At 35.6% G+C, this 16,398-nt stretch carries 16 protein-coding genes; 15 read left to right on the forward strand and 1 reads right to left on the reverse strand.

From position 1 onward, the window contains the following. Position 1: 1 nt before the first annotated feature. From H3U49_RS00925 to H3U49_RS00955, 7 genes are read left to right on the forward strand one after another with little or no spacing between them, the layout of a single operon-like run. Positions 2-853: a bifunctional 5,10-methylenetetrahydrofolate dehydrogenase/5,10-methenyltetrahydrofolate cyclohydrolase gene (locus H3U49_RS00925; protein WP_198178932.1), complete on the forward strand. Its 852-nt coding sequence runs from the start codon at positions 2-4 to the stop codon at positions 851-853. Next, complete coding sequence (gene xseA / locus H3U49_RS00930) at positions 840-2,207, forward strand: exodeoxyribonuclease VII large subunit (RefSeq protein WP_198178934.1); 1,368 nt, start codon at positions 840-842, stop codon at positions 2,205-2,207. The genes H3U49_RS00925 and xseA overlap by 14 nt, the downstream gene beginning before the upstream one ends. Then, positions 2,188-2,430 carry an exodeoxyribonuclease VII small subunit gene (locus tag H3U49_RS00935; protein WP_198178936.1) on the forward strand — a complete coding sequence of 81 codons (243 nt, stop codon included), beginning with the start codon at positions 2,188-2,190 and terminating at the stop codon, positions 2,428-2,430. The genes xseA and H3U49_RS00935 overlap by 20 nt, the downstream gene beginning before the upstream one ends. Before the next feature lie 12 nt (positions 2,431-2,442). Continuing rightward, positions 2,443-3,309 carry a polyprenyl synthetase family protein gene (locus H3U49_RS00940; RefSeq protein WP_198178938.1) on the forward strand — a complete coding sequence of 289 codons (867 nt, stop codon included), beginning with the start codon at positions 2,443-2,445 and terminating at the stop codon, positions 3,307-3,309. Continuing rightward, the gene (locus H3U49_RS00945; protein ID WP_198178940.1) at positions 3,309-4,121 is read left to right on the forward strand and encodes a TlyA family RNA methyltransferase; all 813 of its coding nucleotides are present in this window, start codon (positions 3,309-3,311) and stop codon (positions 4,119-4,121) included. Before H3U49_RS00940 ends, H3U49_RS00945 begins: the two co-directional genes overlap by 1 nt. 8 nt (positions 4,122-4,129) lie before the next feature. Continuing rightward, positions 4,130-5,818, forward strand: a complete 1,689-nt coding sequence (gene recN, locus H3U49_RS00950) for a DNA repair protein RecN (protein WP_198178942.1) — start codon at positions 4,130-4,132, stop codon at positions 5,816-5,818. Further along, positions 5,815-6,699: a GNAT family N-acetyltransferase gene (locus H3U49_RS00955; RefSeq protein ID WP_198178944.1), complete on the forward strand. Its 885-nt coding sequence runs from the start codon at positions 5,815-5,817 to the stop codon at positions 6,697-6,699. Before recN ends, H3U49_RS00955 begins: the two co-directional genes overlap by 4 nt. Before the next feature lie 35 nt (positions 6,700-6,734). Here the strand turns inward: H3U49_RS00955 and H3U49_RS00960 are convergent, their stop codons facing one another. Continuing rightward, the gene (locus H3U49_RS00960; protein ID WP_198178946.1) at positions 6,735-7,010 is read right to left on the reverse strand and encodes a hypothetical protein; all 276 of its coding nucleotides are present in this window, start codon (positions 7,008-7,010) and stop codon (positions 6,735-6,737) included. Between the two features lie 188 nt (positions 7,011-7,198). Here H3U49_RS00960 and gmk point away from each other — a divergent pair, with 188 nt between their 5' ends. The 8 genes from gmk to rsgA all read left to right on the forward strand — a co-directional run bounded on the left by gmk (position 7,199) and on the right by rsgA (position 16,388). Further along, positions 7,199-7,813 (forward strand): guanylate kinase, encoded by a 615-nt coding sequence (gene gmk / locus H3U49_RS00965; RefSeq protein WP_198178948.1) that lies wholly within the window; start codon positions 7,199-7,201, stop codon positions 7,811-7,813. Position 7,814: 1 nt separating this feature from the next. Continuing rightward, complete coding sequence (gene rpoZ / locus H3U49_RS00970) at positions 7,815-8,033, forward strand: DNA-directed RNA polymerase subunit omega (RefSeq protein WP_046332276.1); 219 nt, start codon at positions 7,815-7,817, stop codon at positions 8,031-8,033. A gap of 62 nt (positions 8,034-8,095) precedes the next feature. Next, positions 8,096-10,495 carry a primosomal protein N' gene (gene priA, locus H3U49_RS00975; protein ID WP_198178950.1) on the forward strand — a complete coding sequence of 800 codons (2,400 nt, stop codon included), beginning with the start codon at positions 8,096-8,098 and terminating at the stop codon, positions 10,493-10,495. Between the two features lie 14 nt (positions 10,496-10,509). Then, the gene (fmt, locus tag H3U49_RS00980; RefSeq protein ID WP_198178952.1) at positions 10,510-11,454 is read left to right on the forward strand and encodes a methionyl-tRNA formyltransferase; all 945 of its coding nucleotides are present in this window, start codon (positions 10,510-10,512) and stop codon (positions 11,452-11,454) included. Next, positions 11,441-12,766 carry a 16S rRNA (cytosine(967)-C(5))-methyltransferase RsmB gene (gene rsmB / locus H3U49_RS00985; RefSeq protein ID WP_198178954.1) on the forward strand — a complete coding sequence of 442 codons (1,326 nt, stop codon included), beginning with the start codon at positions 11,441-11,443 and terminating at the stop codon, positions 12,764-12,766. The genes fmt and rsmB overlap by 14 nt, the downstream gene beginning before the upstream one ends. Before the next feature lie 4 nt (positions 12,767-12,770). Then, positions 12,771-13,520, forward strand: coding sequence for a Stp1/IreP family PP2C-type Ser/Thr phosphatase (locus H3U49_RS00990; RefSeq protein WP_198178956.1), 750 nt, complete (start codon positions 12,771-12,773; stop codon positions 13,518-13,520). Beyond that, positions 13,517-15,502 (forward strand): Stk1 family PASTA domain-containing Ser/Thr kinase, encoded by a 1,986-nt coding sequence (pknB, locus tag H3U49_RS00995; protein WP_198178958.1) that lies wholly within the window; start codon positions 13,517-13,519, stop codon positions 15,500-15,502. The genes H3U49_RS00990 and pknB overlap by 4 nt, the downstream gene beginning before the upstream one ends. Next, complete coding sequence (gene rsgA, locus H3U49_RS01000; protein WP_370466779.1) at positions 15,498-16,388, forward strand: ribosome small subunit-dependent GTPase A; 891 nt, start codon at positions 15,498-15,500, stop codon at positions 16,386-16,388. The genes pknB and rsgA overlap by 5 nt, the downstream gene beginning before the upstream one ends. Positions 16,389-16,398: the final 10 nt, after the last annotated feature.

Below are 16,398 nucleotides of genomic sequence, written 5' to 3' on the forward strand. Positions count from 1 at the left end.
AATGGGTCAACTTTTAGATGGCAAAAAGTTAGCTAATATTCGTGCAGACATTCTTCAAAAACAAGTATTAAATTTGAAAAAGTCGAAAATACAACCACTATTTTGCGTAATTAATATTGGTCAAGACCCTAGTAGCAAAATCTACTTAAAAACCAAAAAAAGAAGAGCAGATCAAATTGGTATTAAGCAAAAATTATTTCAATTACCGTCTACTGTTTCACAGAAAGAATTATTAGAACTTATTGACAAACTTAATCATGACAAAAATGTTAACGGCATTATGATTCAACTACCGGTGCCGAAACAAATTATTTTAAATGAAGCCTTGGCAGCTATTGACCCTGAAAAAGATGTTGATTGTCTGACGCCAACTAATATAGGACGCTTGTGGCAAGGAGATCATTTTGTAGAACCAGCGACAGCACATGGTATTTTAGCTTTACTAGATCACTATCATATTAGTTTAAAGGGTAAGAATGCTGTAATTATAGGTAGAAGCAGCATTGTGGGCAAACCGTTAGCTGCATTGATGCTTGAAAGAGATGCAACTGTTTCTATTCTACATTTGAAGACTAAAAATTTGGCTGAATATACTAAGAGAGCTGATATATTAGTTTCGGCAACAGGCCACCCTAAATTAATAAAGGCGAATATGATTAAAAAAAATGCAGTCATTGTTGATGTAGGAATATGTCGAGTTAATGGCAACATAGTCGGCGATGTGGATTTTGCTAAAGTTGTAGCGATTGCCAGTTTCATTACACCTGTTCCAGGTGGAGTTGGTCCCCTTACAGTTGAATCCCTGATGGAACAAGTTGTTCAGTTAACAAGGAGAAATAATGGAAAACAGTAAGTACCTTACAGTTTCTGATTTAAATTATTATATAACTCAAAAATTTAAAAACGATCCTTATTTACATAAAGTTTTTCTTCAAGGTGAATTGTCTAATTTTCGTTATCGGCGCAATTCTCACCAATATTTTTCACTAAAAGATGAAAAATCAAAAATAAATGTGGTCATGTTTCGATCGTATTTTGATAAAGTGAAATTTAAGCCTGAAGAAGGCATGAAAGTATATGTAACTGGCTATGTGAGTGTTTATGGCCCACAGGGCTCCTACCAGTTTTATGCGGAATCGATGGAGCCTGCTGGATTAGGAGCATTATATGAACAATTAAAACAGCTGCAAAAAAAGTTGGCTGGTGAGGGACTTTTTGATCAAAGATATAAAAAGTCGCTTCCTCATTATCCAGATTATATTGCTGTTGTGACAAGTGCTTCAGGTGCAGTAATTCATGACATCTTAGTAACCGTGAACAGGAGATTTCCTCATGCTGAAGTTGATTTATTTCCAGCTCAGGTTCAGGGAGATTCTGCAGCTGATTCATTAATAGCATCAATGAGGCAAATAGCTCAATTTAAAGATAAGTATGATGTTATGATCATCGGTCGAGGTGGGGGCTCGCTTGAAGATTTATGGCCTTTTAATGAGGAAAGCGTAGTACGACAGGTTTTTGATATGAAAATGCCGGTCATTTCTTCGGTGGGTCACGAAACTGATACTACACTATGTGATTTAGTTGCTGATGTGAGAGCAGCGACTCCAACTGCAGCAGCTGAATATGCTACTCCGAATTTACCAGATGAATTGGTAAATATTCGCCAAATACAAAACAGTCTGGTTTCCAGCATGCAAAATATTATTAGAGCCCGCCGTGATGTTTTAAACCGTATCGATAATTCAGTTATCATGAGAGAGCCAGCAAGACTTTATGATGAGCAAGCACAAACTTTAGACCTTTTGCGAGACAGACTTCATAATGATATGGTGCGGCAGCTGGAACGCAAAAGGCAAAATTACCAGTTGGCTAAACAAAGTCTTGTTACAGTCAGCCCTAATAAAAAAATCAAGTATTTTTTGCAACAAACAGATTTTTATGATCAAAGATTAGTTGCTAATACAGAACATTTTTTACAGGCAAAACGTAACGCTTTAGGTCAAGCGGAACAACAACTTAACGATTATGATCCCGACAGAATTTTACGTAGAGGATATGCATATGTTAAAGACCAGAAGAATAAAACGGTCAATTCTGTAAGTCAAATTGCGGTTAAAGATGAAATCAGTATCAAATTTAAAGATGGTATAGCAACAGCAGTTATCAGTTCAATAAGGAGAGAAAAAAATGGCGATAAAGAAAAATAATTTTGAAGAGGAATTGACTGAATTACAAACAATTGTTAATAACTTGGAAAAAGGCGATATTCCTTTAGAGGATGCACTTGAGCAGTTTAAAACTGGAAAAAAATTAAGTAACGATTTAAATAAAAAATTAACTGAAGCAGAAGAAACAGTTGCTAAATTGATTGATAGTGATGGAACTGAACATACACTTGATCCTAATGACGCTGCAGCACCTGAAAAATAGAGAAGATTTGAAATGACTTTTAAAGAATTCAAAGAAAAATGGACTCCGATAGTAGATAACTATTTGAAAGAGCATTTAAAAAGTGAAGTTTCTGACAGTAAAATTAGTCAGATTATGTCTTATTCAGTAATGGCTGGAGGTAAAAGGTTGCGTCCCCTGCTTTTTCTAGCAACGCTTGATGCACTTGAAGTTAAGATAAATGACGAAGAAATCAGGATTGCAAGTGGAATTGAGCTGATTCACACTTATTCATTAATTCACGATGACTTGCCGGCTATGGATAATGATAATTATCGGAGAGGAAAATTAACGAGTCACAAAAAATGGGGTGAGGCTGAAGCTATCCTTGCTGGAGATGCTTTGTTACCAATGGGCATTGAATGGATTTCTGAGGGTAGTAATTCAGCTAAATTAGTTAAAATAATTACTCGAGCTGTTGGTCCTAACGGCATGGTTGGTGGACAATATTTAGACATTGATTCTACCAATAATGATAGCGTCGCAAACGATTCTGCATTTATTAATAAAATGGAATGGTTAAAAACAGGTTGTTTAATCAAAGCCTGTGTTGAAATGGCAATTGAATATGCTAACGCTGATTCTTCTCAAAAAAAGATGCTAATTCAGTTTGCTGAAGATTTTGGACGTTCATATCAAATTTATGATGATTTAGTAGATGTGGTCGAAACTTCTGCAGAAGCTGGTAAAAAAACGCATAAGGATTTAGAGAGCGGCAAGAATAATACTTTGACTTTGCTCGGTGTTTCAAGAAGTCGTAAAGAGCTGACTGACTTAATGAATGATGCTCAAAATTGCTTAAAATCTATTGATGCAACTGTTTTGGCTGGATTTCTTGATTTATATAAAAAGGTATTATAATGGTCAAAGAAAGAGCAGATGTATTATTAGTCAAACAAGGAATGTTTAATTCCCGGACCCAAGCTCAACGGGCAATAATGGCAGGTCTGGTTTCGGATCATAACCATCAGAGAATCGATAAAAGTGGCACTAATTTACCGGTTGATGAAAAGTTTTTTGTAAAAAAATCGGATAAAAAGTATGTATCACGGGGTGGCTTTAAACTGGCTAAGGCCTTAAAATCTTTTCAAATTGACTTGACCAATAAAATTTGTCTGGACATCGGTGCCTCTACTGGAGGTTTTACTGATGTCGCTTTACAAAGTAAGGCTAAGATGGTGTATGCCCTCGATGTGGGCTACAATCAGCTTGCATGGCAACTGCGTGATGATCCTCGCGTTGTAGTAATGGAAAAACAGAATTTTCGTTACAGCAAACCTGAAGATTTTACTCATGGTCTACCTGATTTTGCAATGACTGACGTTTCTTTTATTTCCTTAGATTTGATTTTGCCACCAATGTTTCAGATTTTAAAAGATAAATGTGAGGCTGTTTGTCTGATAAAGCCTCAATTTGAAGCTGGTCCGGAACATGTTGGTAAACATGGGATAGTACATGATCATGAAGTCCACTGTGCCGTTATTAGGCATACCATTGATCAGGCAAAAGCTGTTGGCTTCAACGTTCTCGGCCTTGATTATTCACCAATAAAAGGTGGTAAAGGCAATATTGAGTTTTTGATACATTTAAAAAAAGATGAAAAAGCTGGTGGTAAAGTAATGTGGTCTGGGAATCCAGAAGAATTAGTTGCCCAAGCTGTTGCCAATCTTTAGGAGAAAAAATGTTAGTTGAACTGGATATTAAAAATTTTGCAATTATTAAAGCATTGAAGGTTCGCTTTCAAGAAAATATGACTGTACTAATAGGTGAAACTGGTGCGGGTAAATCAATTATTATTGATGCAGTTTCATTATTAATGGGTGGTCGCAGTCAAAAAGAAATGATCCGCAGTGGTGAAAAAAAAGCTGTTATTACCGGCTTGTTTGATATTGACCACGAATCTAAAAAAATTGCTGCAATCTGTGATAAGTACGGTATACCTGATGCAGATAAGCAGTTAATCATTAGCCGTGAATTAGCTGCTAAGGGAAGAAATATTGTTCGCATAAATGGGCAATTGACCACCATCAATGTATTAAGGGAACTAGGTAATTTTCTAGTTGATATTCATGGTCAAAATGATCAGCAAATATTGATGGATCAAGATCGACAAATTGATCTGGTTGATAATTATGCGCCAGACGATTTTAAAGATGAACTTAATCTTTACCAGGAAAATTTTCAAAAATGGCAAAAATTAACTTCTCAAATTAATCATTTGCATAAAGATGCCCAGGAACTGGCTCAAAAACAAGATATATTATCTTTTCAGAATGATGAATTGTCCAAAGCTGATCTGCAAGATCCTCATGAAGACGATCAGCTAGAAGAAGAATATAACGAACTAAATAATTATCAAAAAATTGTCGATACAGCTAACTATTTAATGCAATTATATGACGATGAAGACCATGGCATTGAAACTTTATTGGGTAATGCCCAAAGTGCAGCAACTGAGTTAACAGAATATGGTGCTAAATTTAAAGATATTGCTAAAACTATAGATGATGGAGTTTTTGCATTAAGTGACGCCCGCAGCGAATTATCAAATGTACTTGATGAAATGGACTTTGATGAGGAAAGATTTCAGTACGTTTCAAACAGGTTAGATTTGCTTAATTCATTGAAGAAAAAATATGGTCCTTCTTTAGAAGATGTCTTCACATTTTATGCCAAAATTCAAAAAGAACTGAGTCAGTATGAGACAGGTGGACTCGATGAAGAGAAGTTGCAAAAGCAGCTTAAAGCTCTGGAAGAAAAGCTCCAGACTGAAGCAAAACACCTCCATGAGATGAGAAAAAAAGTAGCCGCAACACTTGAAAACAGAATCAAGCAGGAATTAGCAGATTTATATATGGCTAAAGCTCGTTTTAGTATTGATTTTTCGACAACAAAAACTTTCACTAACAAAGGTACAGATGATATTGTCTTCTTAATAGCACCAAATCCGGGTGAAGAATTAATGCCATTAGTCAAAATTGTATCAGGTGGTGAACAGTCACGGCTGATACTGGCATTAAAAGCAATCTTTAGCAAAGTTGAGCCTGTGGGTACAATGATTTTTGATGAAATTGATACTGGTGTTTCCGGTCGCGTTTCTGCAGCAATAGGTCAAAAATTACATTCAATCGGAGAGAATAAGCAAGTAATCGCCATAACACACTCACCACAGGTTGCTGCAGCCAGTGATCAAAAATATTTAGTAGCCAAAAAAGTTGAAGATGGTGCTACATACACCCAAATAGGCCCATTAACTCAAGAAGAAACTGTTACTGCAATTGCCGAAATGATGGCAGGTAGTGATGTAACACAAGCAGCTAAACAAAATGCCAAGGACCTAATGAAAAGTTTTAAAAGGAAGAAGAAATGATAATCGTTGAAAAAGTAAACTTAAATGAAAGAGAACAAAGGCAGGCGAATGAATTAACAGAAAGAGTCCAAAAAGCTGATAAAACATATTCAGATTTTTATTTGAGCAATCAATTTAATTATTTTCAAGATATGCCAACTTTTATTTTGGCTTATGATGGAAATAAGTTAGTTGGATTAACTATGCTATATGCAGATGAGGGACCTGAAGAAGAGGTGGAAGTCAACTTAGAAGTTGATCCTGAATTTCGCAAACAAGGAATTGCTACAAGAATGTTTGAGCATGCGAAAAAAATCATGGTGCAGTATGGTTATTACAAATGGGAGTTTGTGTCAGAAAAAGTTTTTTTAGAAAAAAATCCAGGCTTTTTGAAAAAAGTGGGTTTAAAGATTGTTCCAGAAGATTCTGATTATTACATGCGAACTGCAGAACCAGCACTAATTGAAAAGACTGACAAATTAAACCAAGTTTTAGTGGTTAAGCCTTTAACAATGAACTATGTTGATCAAGTTGCTGCAGCACACAGTAATGCTTTTGGAGATGCCATTGCCACATCTACTAAATACATTAAAAATTCCCTGTTGGATAAAAATACAGAAAGCTTTATTTTATTAAAAGGGATTGAAGTTGCCGGTTATTGTGCTGTTGATCAGGATGAAAATGAGGACTATTTCTTCGGATTGTTTATTGATAAGCCATTTCGTGGAAAAGGCTTTGGTACTTTTTTCATCAAAAAGATGATGATAATTTTGCAAAAAGAAGGTAGCAAAGTTTTTGCTTTAAATGTTGAAGTTAGTAATAAAGCAGCTATTCATGTTTATGAAAGAGCTGGCTTCAAAATATTAAGTGAAACACTGTATTTAAAAAGCCAGGAATCATGAAGATTCCCGGCAATGCTTTTTTATAATGCAATTGATTATGCAAAATCAATCCTAAATATAGTATCAATATCAACTATCTTAATTAGTTTTTTATTTGCTAAACGTAAGATAAAACGACCTGTAGAAATACGTTTTATGACTTGTCCGATTTCACTCGTTCCATCTTGATAACTTACCAATACATAGGAGCGATGAAGCAGGGCGCTATTAAGATCAGCTAATATTTCATAGTAGTATTGACTGTAAATACTTAATTTATCTTCATCATAATCGAAAAAATAGTGATAAATTTTTTTAAGTGAGTTTTTCATCAAGCCACCCCTTAGAGTTAACCGAACATTTGTTTGACAAGTTATATTATAAGAACATTTGTTCCAAAAAACAAGTATTTAAGCAAAATTTTTAAAGAGAATTTTGCTTTATTAAAAATGTCATAACTTGAAAATATTTTCATTTTAGTGCAAACTAGATACAATAGCTTTTTTTAAGGGAGTATGGCATGGCAGAAAAAGGTTTGTTACTTGTTCTTTCTGGCCCTTCAGGAGTTGGTAAGGGTACTGTTAAAAGCGCAATTGTGAAAAATAAAGTTTTTCCGTTTGAATATTCAGTATCAATGACCACTAGAAAACCCAGGCCTGGAGAAATAAACGGCAAGGACTATTATTTTGTTACTCAAGAGCGGTTTAAGCAGGCTATCAGCCAAGATGAACTTTTGGAGTATAATCAATATGTAAATAATTTTTATGGCACTCCTAAGGCACCAGTGGAAAAAATGCTGGATGAAGGTAAGGACGTGCTTTTAGAAATTGATGTCAATGGTGCCAAGAAGGTTAGAAAACAGATGCCTGATGGCGTCTTCATCTTTTTAACACCGCCTGATTTACATACTTTACATACTAGGTTAGAAAACCGGGGTACTGAATCCGAGGATGTAATTATGGGTCGAATAAAACAGGCTCGTCAAGAAATTCTGGTGATGCAGGATTATGATTATGCGGTAGTTAATGATACAGTAGCCAATGCAGTCGATCATATAAAAGCGATTGTTGAAGCTGAGCATGTGAGTGTTAAACGTGTCATTGATACATATCGGAAAATGGTTAAGGAGGATTAAATTGAGAGTTACATATCCATCTATAGATAAATTGCTGGCCCAGGTTGATTCGAGATATTCTTTATCGGTTCTTGCTGCGAAAAGAGCACACGAACTTGAAGACGGTGAACCTGAAGCCTTGAAAAATTACAAATCACAAAAGCCAGTTGGCAAAGCTTTAGAAGAAATTGAAGCTGGTAAAGTTACCGTTGATCCCAAGCATCGTGAGGTTAATCAGTAATTAATAAAGTTTTATGACCTCCATCCTAAGAAAGATGGAGGTCATTTTTTAAGGGTGATTAAATGATTGCACAGGTTATTGTTGATGTTGCAGCTAAGCAAACGGATCGCATTTTTGAATATCATATTCCTGATGAGTTAGGTGAAGTAGAAATTGGTTCCAGGGTTTTTGTGCCTTTTGGTCCGCGCAAATTACAAGGTTTCGTTGTTGGCTTGAGTAACAAAAGTCAATATCAGGGTAAATTAAAAGACTTGCTTTTGGTGGTAGATGAAATGCCACCTCTAACCTCCGAATTAATTAAATTATCAAAAGATTTAGCTGATCATGTCTATTCTTATCGAATTACTATTCTTAAAACAATGCTTCCTAGAGTAATGCGTGCTAATTATCGTAAAATTTTAGTACCAAAATCTTCTGAAGCAAAAAAAATGTCTATTTTTCAAGGAGAGCCGTTAGATTTAAATAAGATTAATGATAATAAACAAATAGCTGAAATTCGCACGTTGTTAAGGACAAATGCGGCCAAAATTGAATATGTTGTTGAAAACCGGGCTCAGGTCAAAACTGAAAATGAATATTCACTAACAAATGACAAAAACGAATATAAAAATATATATGAATCTTTGAGAAAAAATGCTGTTAAACAAAAGCAGCTCATAATGTATATAATTGAAAATTACGATAAATTTCCCCAAATGCAGAGAGAAATCGAAAATAATGCAAGTCTCAACACTGTTTCATTAACGAATGCTGTCAAAAGGGGCTGGCTCAGAAAAAAACCGTCTGAAATTTATCGTGATCCACTAACAATATATGATAAAGAGAAAAAAGCAGATAAAAAAATTAAACTTAACCCTGAACAAAGGAATGCATTAGCTAAAATAGAACCAGCAATCATCAAAAAAAAATCACGTACTTTTTTATTAGAAGGTGTTACTGGCAGTGGTAAGACAGAAGTATACTTAAATGCTATAAGTACTACTTTAGAGGCTGGAAAAAATGCATTAATGATGGTTCCTGAAATATCCTTAACTCCGCAAATGGTAAGCCAAGTGAAAAATCGCTTTGGTCAGCAAGTAGCAGTTCTACACAGTGGATTATCAGAAGGAGAAATGTATGATGAATGGCGTCGCATACGCCGAGGCGAAGCACGCGTTGTTGTTGGTGCAAGAAGCGCAGTCTTCGCACCTTTAAAAAATATTGGTTTAATAGTAATCGATGAAGAGCATGAATCTTCTTATAAACAAGAAGATAATCCACGTTATCATGCCAGAGATGTCGCAATTTGGCGCAGCAACTATAATTCATGTCCCCTTGTGTTAGGCAGCGCAACACCATCACTAGGGAGCAGAGCTCGAGCACAAAAAGGTGTATACCAGTTGTTACAACTGCCACATCGTGCTAACCAGCAAAGTTTGCCAGATGTTAAGTTAATTGATTTGAAAAAAGCACATTTTAGTGGTGGACAATTTGACCTTTCTATTCAACTTGTTGAGGCAATAAAGAAAAGGATTGCCAAAAAAGAACAAGTCATTTTAATGTTAAATAGAAGAGGCTTTGCCAACTTTATGTTATGTCGTGAATGTGGCTATGTTATGAAATGTCCAAATTGTGATCTATCTTTAACAATGCATAAAGATACAAACAAAATGCAGTGTCACTATTGTGGCTTTTCTACTGCGATTCCTGAAAAATGTCCAAATTGTCAAAGTAAAAAAATCCGCTTTTTGGGTACCGGCACCCAAAAAGTTATGACAGAGCTTGAAAAAATAATACCAGGCTGCCGTATTCTGCGAATGGATGTTGATACTACACGAAGAAAAGGATCATTTAAAAGGATTTTAGATGCCTTTGGCAATCGTGAAGCAGATATTTTGTTAGGTACGCAAATGATTGCAAAAGGGCTGGATTTTCCCAATGTAACCTTAGTAGGCGTTGTTAATGCTGACACGGGGTTATGGTTACCAGATTACAACGCCTCTGAAAGGACGTTTGAGTTGTTAACACAAGTAGCAGGACGGGCTGGTCGAGCTAAAAAGAAAGGTGAGGTAATTATTCAAACTTTTAATCCTGATCATTATGCTATTAAACTAGCTGAAACTCAGGACTATGAGCAATTTTATCAGTATGAAATGCGTGTTCGTCATGCTGGCAATTATCCGCCTTATTTTTACACTGTGCTAGTTTCTGTTGCGGCCAGAAATGAGCAAAATGCTGCTAGAGAAGCTTTTAGAATTAAAAAATGGTTACAACCAAAACTACACCAGTCAACAATAGTTTTAGGTCCAACCCCTAGTGCAATTTCTCGCTTAAAAAATCAATATTATTATCAAATACTGGTAAAATATAAAAAAGAAGATAATTTAAACAAGTTATTACACCAAATTCAAGACTCAGCGCAAAAGGTTAAAAAATATGGTTTATCTGTTTATATTGATAATGAACCAGAGCGCATAATGTAAAGGGGAAATGTTTAATGACATCAATTATTTTTTTAGGAACGCCTAAATTTGCTGTACCAATTTTAAAGGCTCTTTCAGAGAATGATTATGAAATAAAAGCTGTGGTTACTCAACCTGATAAAAAAGTTGGTCGAAAACAAAAAGTTACTGAAACTCCGGTCAAGCTTTTAGCTAAGAAACTGAATTTACCAGTTTTTCAGCCTGAGCACTTGGGAAAGTCTGCTGATTTGGCTACTTTGATAAAAATGCACGCCGATTTAATCATCACTGCCGCTTATGGTCAGTTTTTGCCTAGTAAATTTCTGCAATCGGCAAGAATTGCTGCTGTTAACGTTCATGGCTCTTTATTACCAAAATATCGTGGTGGTGCGCCAATTCAATATGCTCTTATTAATGGTGATAAACAAACCGGAGTTACCATTATGGAAATGGTTAAGCAAATGGATGCAGGTGACATATATTCCCAGCAAGCAATAGATATTCAAAAAGAAGATAATGCAGGAACTTTATTTGAGAAATTATCTCTTTTAGGACGTGACTTGTTACTCCAAACTTTACCGCAAATTATTGCTGATCCGCAGAAAAAGACAGCGCAAGATCAAAATAAAGTGGTTTTTTCACCAAATATCAGCAAAGGACAGGAACAAATAAAATTAAATATGACTGCAACCGAAGCCAATAATTTAATTCGCGGTCTTAATCCTGATCCAGGAGCTTATTTGCTCATTGATGGTAAAAGATTTAAAATATGGCAAGCTGAAGTTGCTGCCGACACGACTACATTTCCTGCTGGAGTTGTCGTTGATAATAAAAAACGATTTGCAATTAGTTTTGCCAATCATACCGTTTTGAATTTACTTGAAGTTCAGCCTTCTGGAAAGAAGAAAATGCCAGTTAAGAGTTTTTTGAACGGTCAGGGTAAAAACTTCAGTAAAGGTGATAAGATTGTCAGTTCATAAAAGTGCGCGTTCGGTAGCACTTGCAACCTTGATTCGAGTATTTCGTGATGGCTCTTATTCAAATATTAGTTTTAGCAATAGTTTGCAGAAAACGAAGCTGTCTCAGGCTGACCAAAATTTGGCAACAAGAATCGTGTATGGCACTATTCAGGAAAAGATATATTTGGAGTATCAGTTTCACGATTTATTAAAGACTGAACTTAAAGAAGATTACCTGTTGCCATTGTTGTTGATGTCTGCCTATCAGATATTGTTTATGAACAGCATACCAGATCGAGCCGTCCTAAATGAAGCTAATATTTTGGCTAAGGAATTTGGTAGAAAGCATTCTGCTGGATTTAAGATTGTTAATGGTATTTTGCGGTCTTTCTTGAGAAGAGGCAAGATTTTGCCCGATGCTAAAGACAAGGTATATTTTTTAAGTGTTAAAGAAAGTACACCCCAGTGGCTTGTTCAGTATCTTATTAATAGTTGGGGTGAAAATAGAACGGCCTCAATTTTGTCCAGCATTAATAAACCGGCTAAAAATACTGTTAGAATTTCCGGCCTGGCTGATTCCAATTTGGTTATTGAGGAATTAACTAAATTAGGATTTTCTCCTGTCAAATCTCAAATTGCTGAAGATGAATTGGTTTTAACACATGGTGGAGTTTTTAAAACTTCTTTATTTAAAGAAGGGAAATTGACAATTCAGGACGAAGCTGCTAGTTTGGCAGTAAGTGCTTTCACTTTCTCTGGCAATGAAGAAGTTCTTGATGCCTGTAGTGCACCAGGTGGAAAAACTATTCAAATTGCTGAAAAGCTAAAACAAGGTCATGTGACTGCTCTAGATATTCACAAAAACAAATTGCGTTTGGTTATGCAAAATGGTAAAAGAATGAATGTGGAGTCAAGAATAAACGTTAAAACGATGGATGCCAGAAAAGCTGATCAAACATTTAAAAAAGAGCAGTTTGACAAAATCTTGGTGGATGCTCCATGTTCTGGTTTAGGTCTTATTAGGAGAAAGCCAGAAATTCGTTATACTAAAACATTAGTCGATCTAACCAAATTACAAAAAGTACAATTGGATATTTTAGATCATGTGAGTACATTGTTAAATCGGGATGGCGAATTTGTTTATTCTACTTGTACTATTACTCAAGAAGAAGATGAAGACGTTGTTAAGGCTTTTTTAAAAAGTCATACTCAGTTTGAATTACAACCTTTCACTGCGGGTAAGCTTAAAGCAACAAAAGGGATGCTGAAAATTTTACCTGATAGTTATGGCAGTGACGGTTTTTTTATTGCTAAGTTTAAAATGCGAGGTTAAAGTTTTGATTAGAACAGCATTTGCATCTAGTATTGGACGAATACGCAAAAGCAATCAGGATTCTGTCCAGGTTTTCAAAAATAAAAAGAACGCTTTGTTGGCCATTGTTTGCGATGGTATGGGTGGACACCAAGGTGGCGATGTAGCGTCAACTATGGCTGTGAGTCATTTAGGTCATAATTTTGGCAGTACGGATTTTTATGATTCTGACAGTGCACGCCAGTGGTTAAACGTCCAGCTCAGTAATGAAAATGAAACTATACTCAGAACCGCAGATCGTTTTCCTGACCTAAATGGTATGGGAACAACTATTGTTTTAGCTGCCATTTTTAACAACGAAGCTTTAATTGCCCATCTGGGGGATTCAAGGGCGTATGGTTATTCTGAAGGAAAATTTATTCAGTTAGTTGAAGATCATTCTCTTGTTAATGAATTAGTAAAACTAGGACAAATTACGAAGCAACAGGCCAGAAATCATCCTCAAAAAAATATTATTACGCAGTCACTTGGAGTTTCCAGTACAATTGATCCAGAGTTTAAGCAGGTCACTTTAAATGATAACGATATTATTTTGCTTTGTACCGATGGATTAACAAATTCATTAAGTGACCCACAGATTCAGCAAATTCTTGCCACGAAAGATTTATCTTTGAAAAGTCGCTGTCAAAAGTTAATTGATGAAGCTAATCGCTTAGGTGGTGAGGATAATATTACCGCTTGCCTAATTCTAAACGAAGGCGGTGACAATAAATGATAAATAAGGGCTATTTGCTAGGTGATCGTTACCGCATAATCGACACATTGGGTGAAGGCGGCATGGCCAATGTTTATCTCGCTGAAGATATAATTCTCCAGCGAAAAGTTGCGGTTAAAATTTTACGCCTTGATTTGCAAAAAGAACCGCAAACTTTAGCTCGTTTTCAAAGAGAAGCACTAGCAACAAGCGAATTGAGTCACCCTAATATAGTAATGGTTTTAGATGTTGGCACTGATCATGGCTTACCATACATGGTTATGGAATATGTCGATGGGCCGGATTTAAAAGACTATATTAGAGCAAATTCTCCATTGCACTTAGGAGATATTATCCGCATTATGGACCAAATACTGAGTGCAATGTCTTTGGCTCATAAACATAACGTTATTCACAGAGATCTAAAGCCGCAAAATATTTTAATGGATAAACATGGAAATATAAAAATTGCCGACTTCGGTATTGCTGTGGCTTTAAATCAAAATTCAATTACCCAAACGAATTCAGCGATTGGTTCCGTTCACTATATGTCCCCAGAACAAACGAGGGGTGGACTCGTTACCAAACAGTCTGATATTTATTCTTTAGGGATAATTCTGTATGAATTGATTACTGGTCATGTGCCATTTAATGGAGACTCAGCTGTTTCAATTGCTTTAAAGCATGCACAAGAGCCTATACCTTCAATCAGAAAACAAGATCCCAATATTCCACAAGCACTTGAAAATGTTGTTTTAAGAGCAACTGCTAAAGATCCACGAGATCGGTATGATTCAGCTAAAGAAATGAAGGATGATCTTGATAGCAGTTTAGAGCCAGGTAGAGCAAATGAACCGGTTTTTAAGCCCACACACGGGAATAATGATGATGAAACAATTATTTTACCTAGTTTCAAGTCTAGCCCAAATAGCAGTAAGGTAACTGAAGAAGGCAAAACTCAAAGTAACGGACCGCTGAATGAATCTAAAGCAAATCGTTCTAGTTTTGCACAGGCTTTGCGTAAACATAAATGGTGGTGGCTTTTTGTAGGAATTGCTGCGGTTTTAATTGTTGGTTTAATGTTTTTTGTTCTTAACAGTAATAATCATAAAGATGTTCGTATTCCAGATGTTACCAATATGAGTGAAAAAAAAGCAAGAAACAAACTGGAAAACGTAGGATTGAAAGTAGGTAAAATAAGACACAGAAGTTCTGACAGTATAGATCGTGGTAAAGTAATTGAAACCTCGCCCACTGCAGGAGCAGAAATAAAACGAGGCAGATTTATTGATCTTTATATTTCGGATGGAGCTGGCATGGTAAGAGTTCCTGATGTAACTGGTGATGAATATGACATTGCAGTACAAAAACTCGAAAAACTAGGCTTTGAAATAATTCGTGAAAATCAGTTTTCTTCTAGCGTTCCACCAAATCATGTGATTTCTCAAAGCGTTGCAGCTGATGTTGAAGTAAAGCCGGAGCAAACAACAATTACTTTAACCGTATCTAAAGGAAAAAGTCATCGTGCAAAAGCTCATATGATTAAATTACCGGATTTATCTGATTATTCTTTAAAAGCAGCGCAAGAATTTGCGCATAAACATGGATTGACTTTACAAGTCAGTTCCGCATACTCAAATAAAGTTAAAAAGGGTAAAATTATTTCCATGAGTCCGGCAGCAGGTACAGAAGTACCGAATGGAAGCACTATATCAGTTAATGTTTCTGAGGGTCCCAAAAAACAACGTAATCTGACGGCAATCAAAAACTTCACAGTTAGTTACGAAGATACTGATGACGATGATTCCGATGATAAACGGGGCAATCATGTTCAAATTTATATTTCAGACGATAATCATTCAATTGACAATATTTATCGGGATTTATATATTAAAAAGGATATGAATTTTTCAATTCCATTTGAACTTAAAGACGGTCCAGGTCAACTAAAAGTAGTGCGCGACGGGCAGACTATTTTGAACGAGAAGGTCAAAAATGATTAAAGAAGATCAAGGAATTGTCATTGGTCTGATTGCGGGCTTTTATGATGTTCAGACAAGCACTGATATTGTAAGAACACGTGCTAGAGGAGTTTTCCGTAAGAATAATTTAAAGCCTGTTGTTGGTGATCACGTTAAAATACAAATTGATGATCAGGGCACAAGTTACTTGGTTGCAGTTTTGCCTCGTAAAAACCTGATTGGTCGTCCTGCCCTAGCTAATGTTACTCAGATTTTACTCGTAATGTCTGCTGTCCAACCGGACTTTTCGCTACAATTATTAGATCGCTTTTTGACTTTCTTTTCTTGGAAAAACGTTCCTGTAAGTATTTTTTTATCAAAAAGAGATTTAACAAACAGACTGGAATTAGCTAAAATTGAAGCAAATTTGAAGTATTATCAGGAAATTGGCTATAAGGTCTATTATAGTCAAAAAGAAGTTGCCAGTAATTTACCTAATGATATTGGTTCCGAACAAATATGGACATTAGCCGGTCAATCTGGGGCAGGCAAATCAACGTTAATTAATTCACTTAAAAAAGGCTTGAATCAAGAAACTGGAGTTATCTCAAATTCTTTAAATCGGGGCAAGCACACCACTAGAACTGTGAACCTTTTTCATTTAGGTAAAGGTTATCTTGCGGATACGCCTGGGTTTTCTGCAATTGATTTAACTCCAATAAAAATCAATGAATTACGTAATTATTTCATTGAATTTAAAAAAGCAAGTAAATATTGCAAGTTCCGCGGTTGTCAACATCTTAATGAGCCTAAATGTGAGGTAAAAGCACTAATTAAAAAAGGTAAAATAACAAAAAGCCGCTATGATAATTATTTATTATTGCGTAAAGAAATAGAAAATGGCAAATTACCAGAATATTTAAAGTGAGGAGATAACA

Origin of the sequence: Lactobacillus sp. W8174 (genome assembly GCF_016100975.1) — a bacterium.
Taxonomy (GTDB): Bacteria; Bacillota; Bacilli; order Lactobacillales; family Lactobacillaceae; genus Lactobacillus; species Lactobacillus juensis.

What these genes read in the sequence shown, in the direction of transcription:
- H3U49_RS00925 (WP_198178932.1), top strand. Translation starts at nt 2, where the DNA reads ATGGGTCAACTTTTAGATGGCAAAAAGTTAGCTAATATTCGTGCAGAC.
- xseA (WP_198178934.1), top strand. Translation starts at nt 840, where the DNA reads ATGGAAAACAGTAAGTACCTTACAGTTTCTGATTTAAATTATTATATA.
- H3U49_RS00935 (WP_198178936.1), top strand. Translation starts at nt 2,188, where the DNA reads ATGGCGATAAAGAAAAATAATTTTGAAGAGGAATTGACTGAATTACAA.
- H3U49_RS00940 (WP_198178938.1), top strand. Translation starts at nt 2,443, where the DNA reads ATGACTTTTAAAGAATTCAAAGAAAAATGGACTCCGATAGTAGATAAC.
- H3U49_RS00945 (WP_198178940.1), top strand. Translation starts at nt 3,309, where the DNA reads ATGGTCAAAGAAAGAGCAGATGTATTATTAGTCAAACAAGGAATGTTT.
- recN (WP_198178942.1), top strand. Translation starts at nt 4,130, where the DNA reads ATGTTAGTTGAACTGGATATTAAAAATTTTGCAATTATTAAAGCATTG.
- H3U49_RS00955 (WP_198178944.1), top strand. Translation starts at nt 5,815, where the DNA reads ATGATAATCGTTGAAAAAGTAAACTTAAATGAAAGAGAACAAAGGCAG.
- H3U49_RS00960 (WP_198178946.1), bottom strand. Translation starts at nt 7,010, where the DNA reads ATGAAAAACTCACTTAAAAAAATTTATCACTATTTTTTCGATTATGAT.
- gmk (WP_198178948.1), top strand. Translation starts at nt 7,199, where the DNA reads ATGGCAGAAAAAGGTTTGTTACTTGTTCTTTCTGGCCCTTCAGGAGTT.
- priA (WP_198178950.1), top strand. Translation starts at nt 8,096, where the DNA reads ATGATTGCACAGGTTATTGTTGATGTTGCAGCTAAGCAAACGGATCGC.
- fmt (WP_198178952.1), top strand. Translation starts at nt 10,510, where the DNA reads ATGACATCAATTATTTTTTTAGGAACGCCTAAATTTGCTGTACCAATT.
- pknB (WP_198178958.1), top strand. Translation starts at nt 13,517, where the DNA reads ATGATAAATAAGGGCTATTTGCTAGGTGATCGTTACCGCATAATCGAC.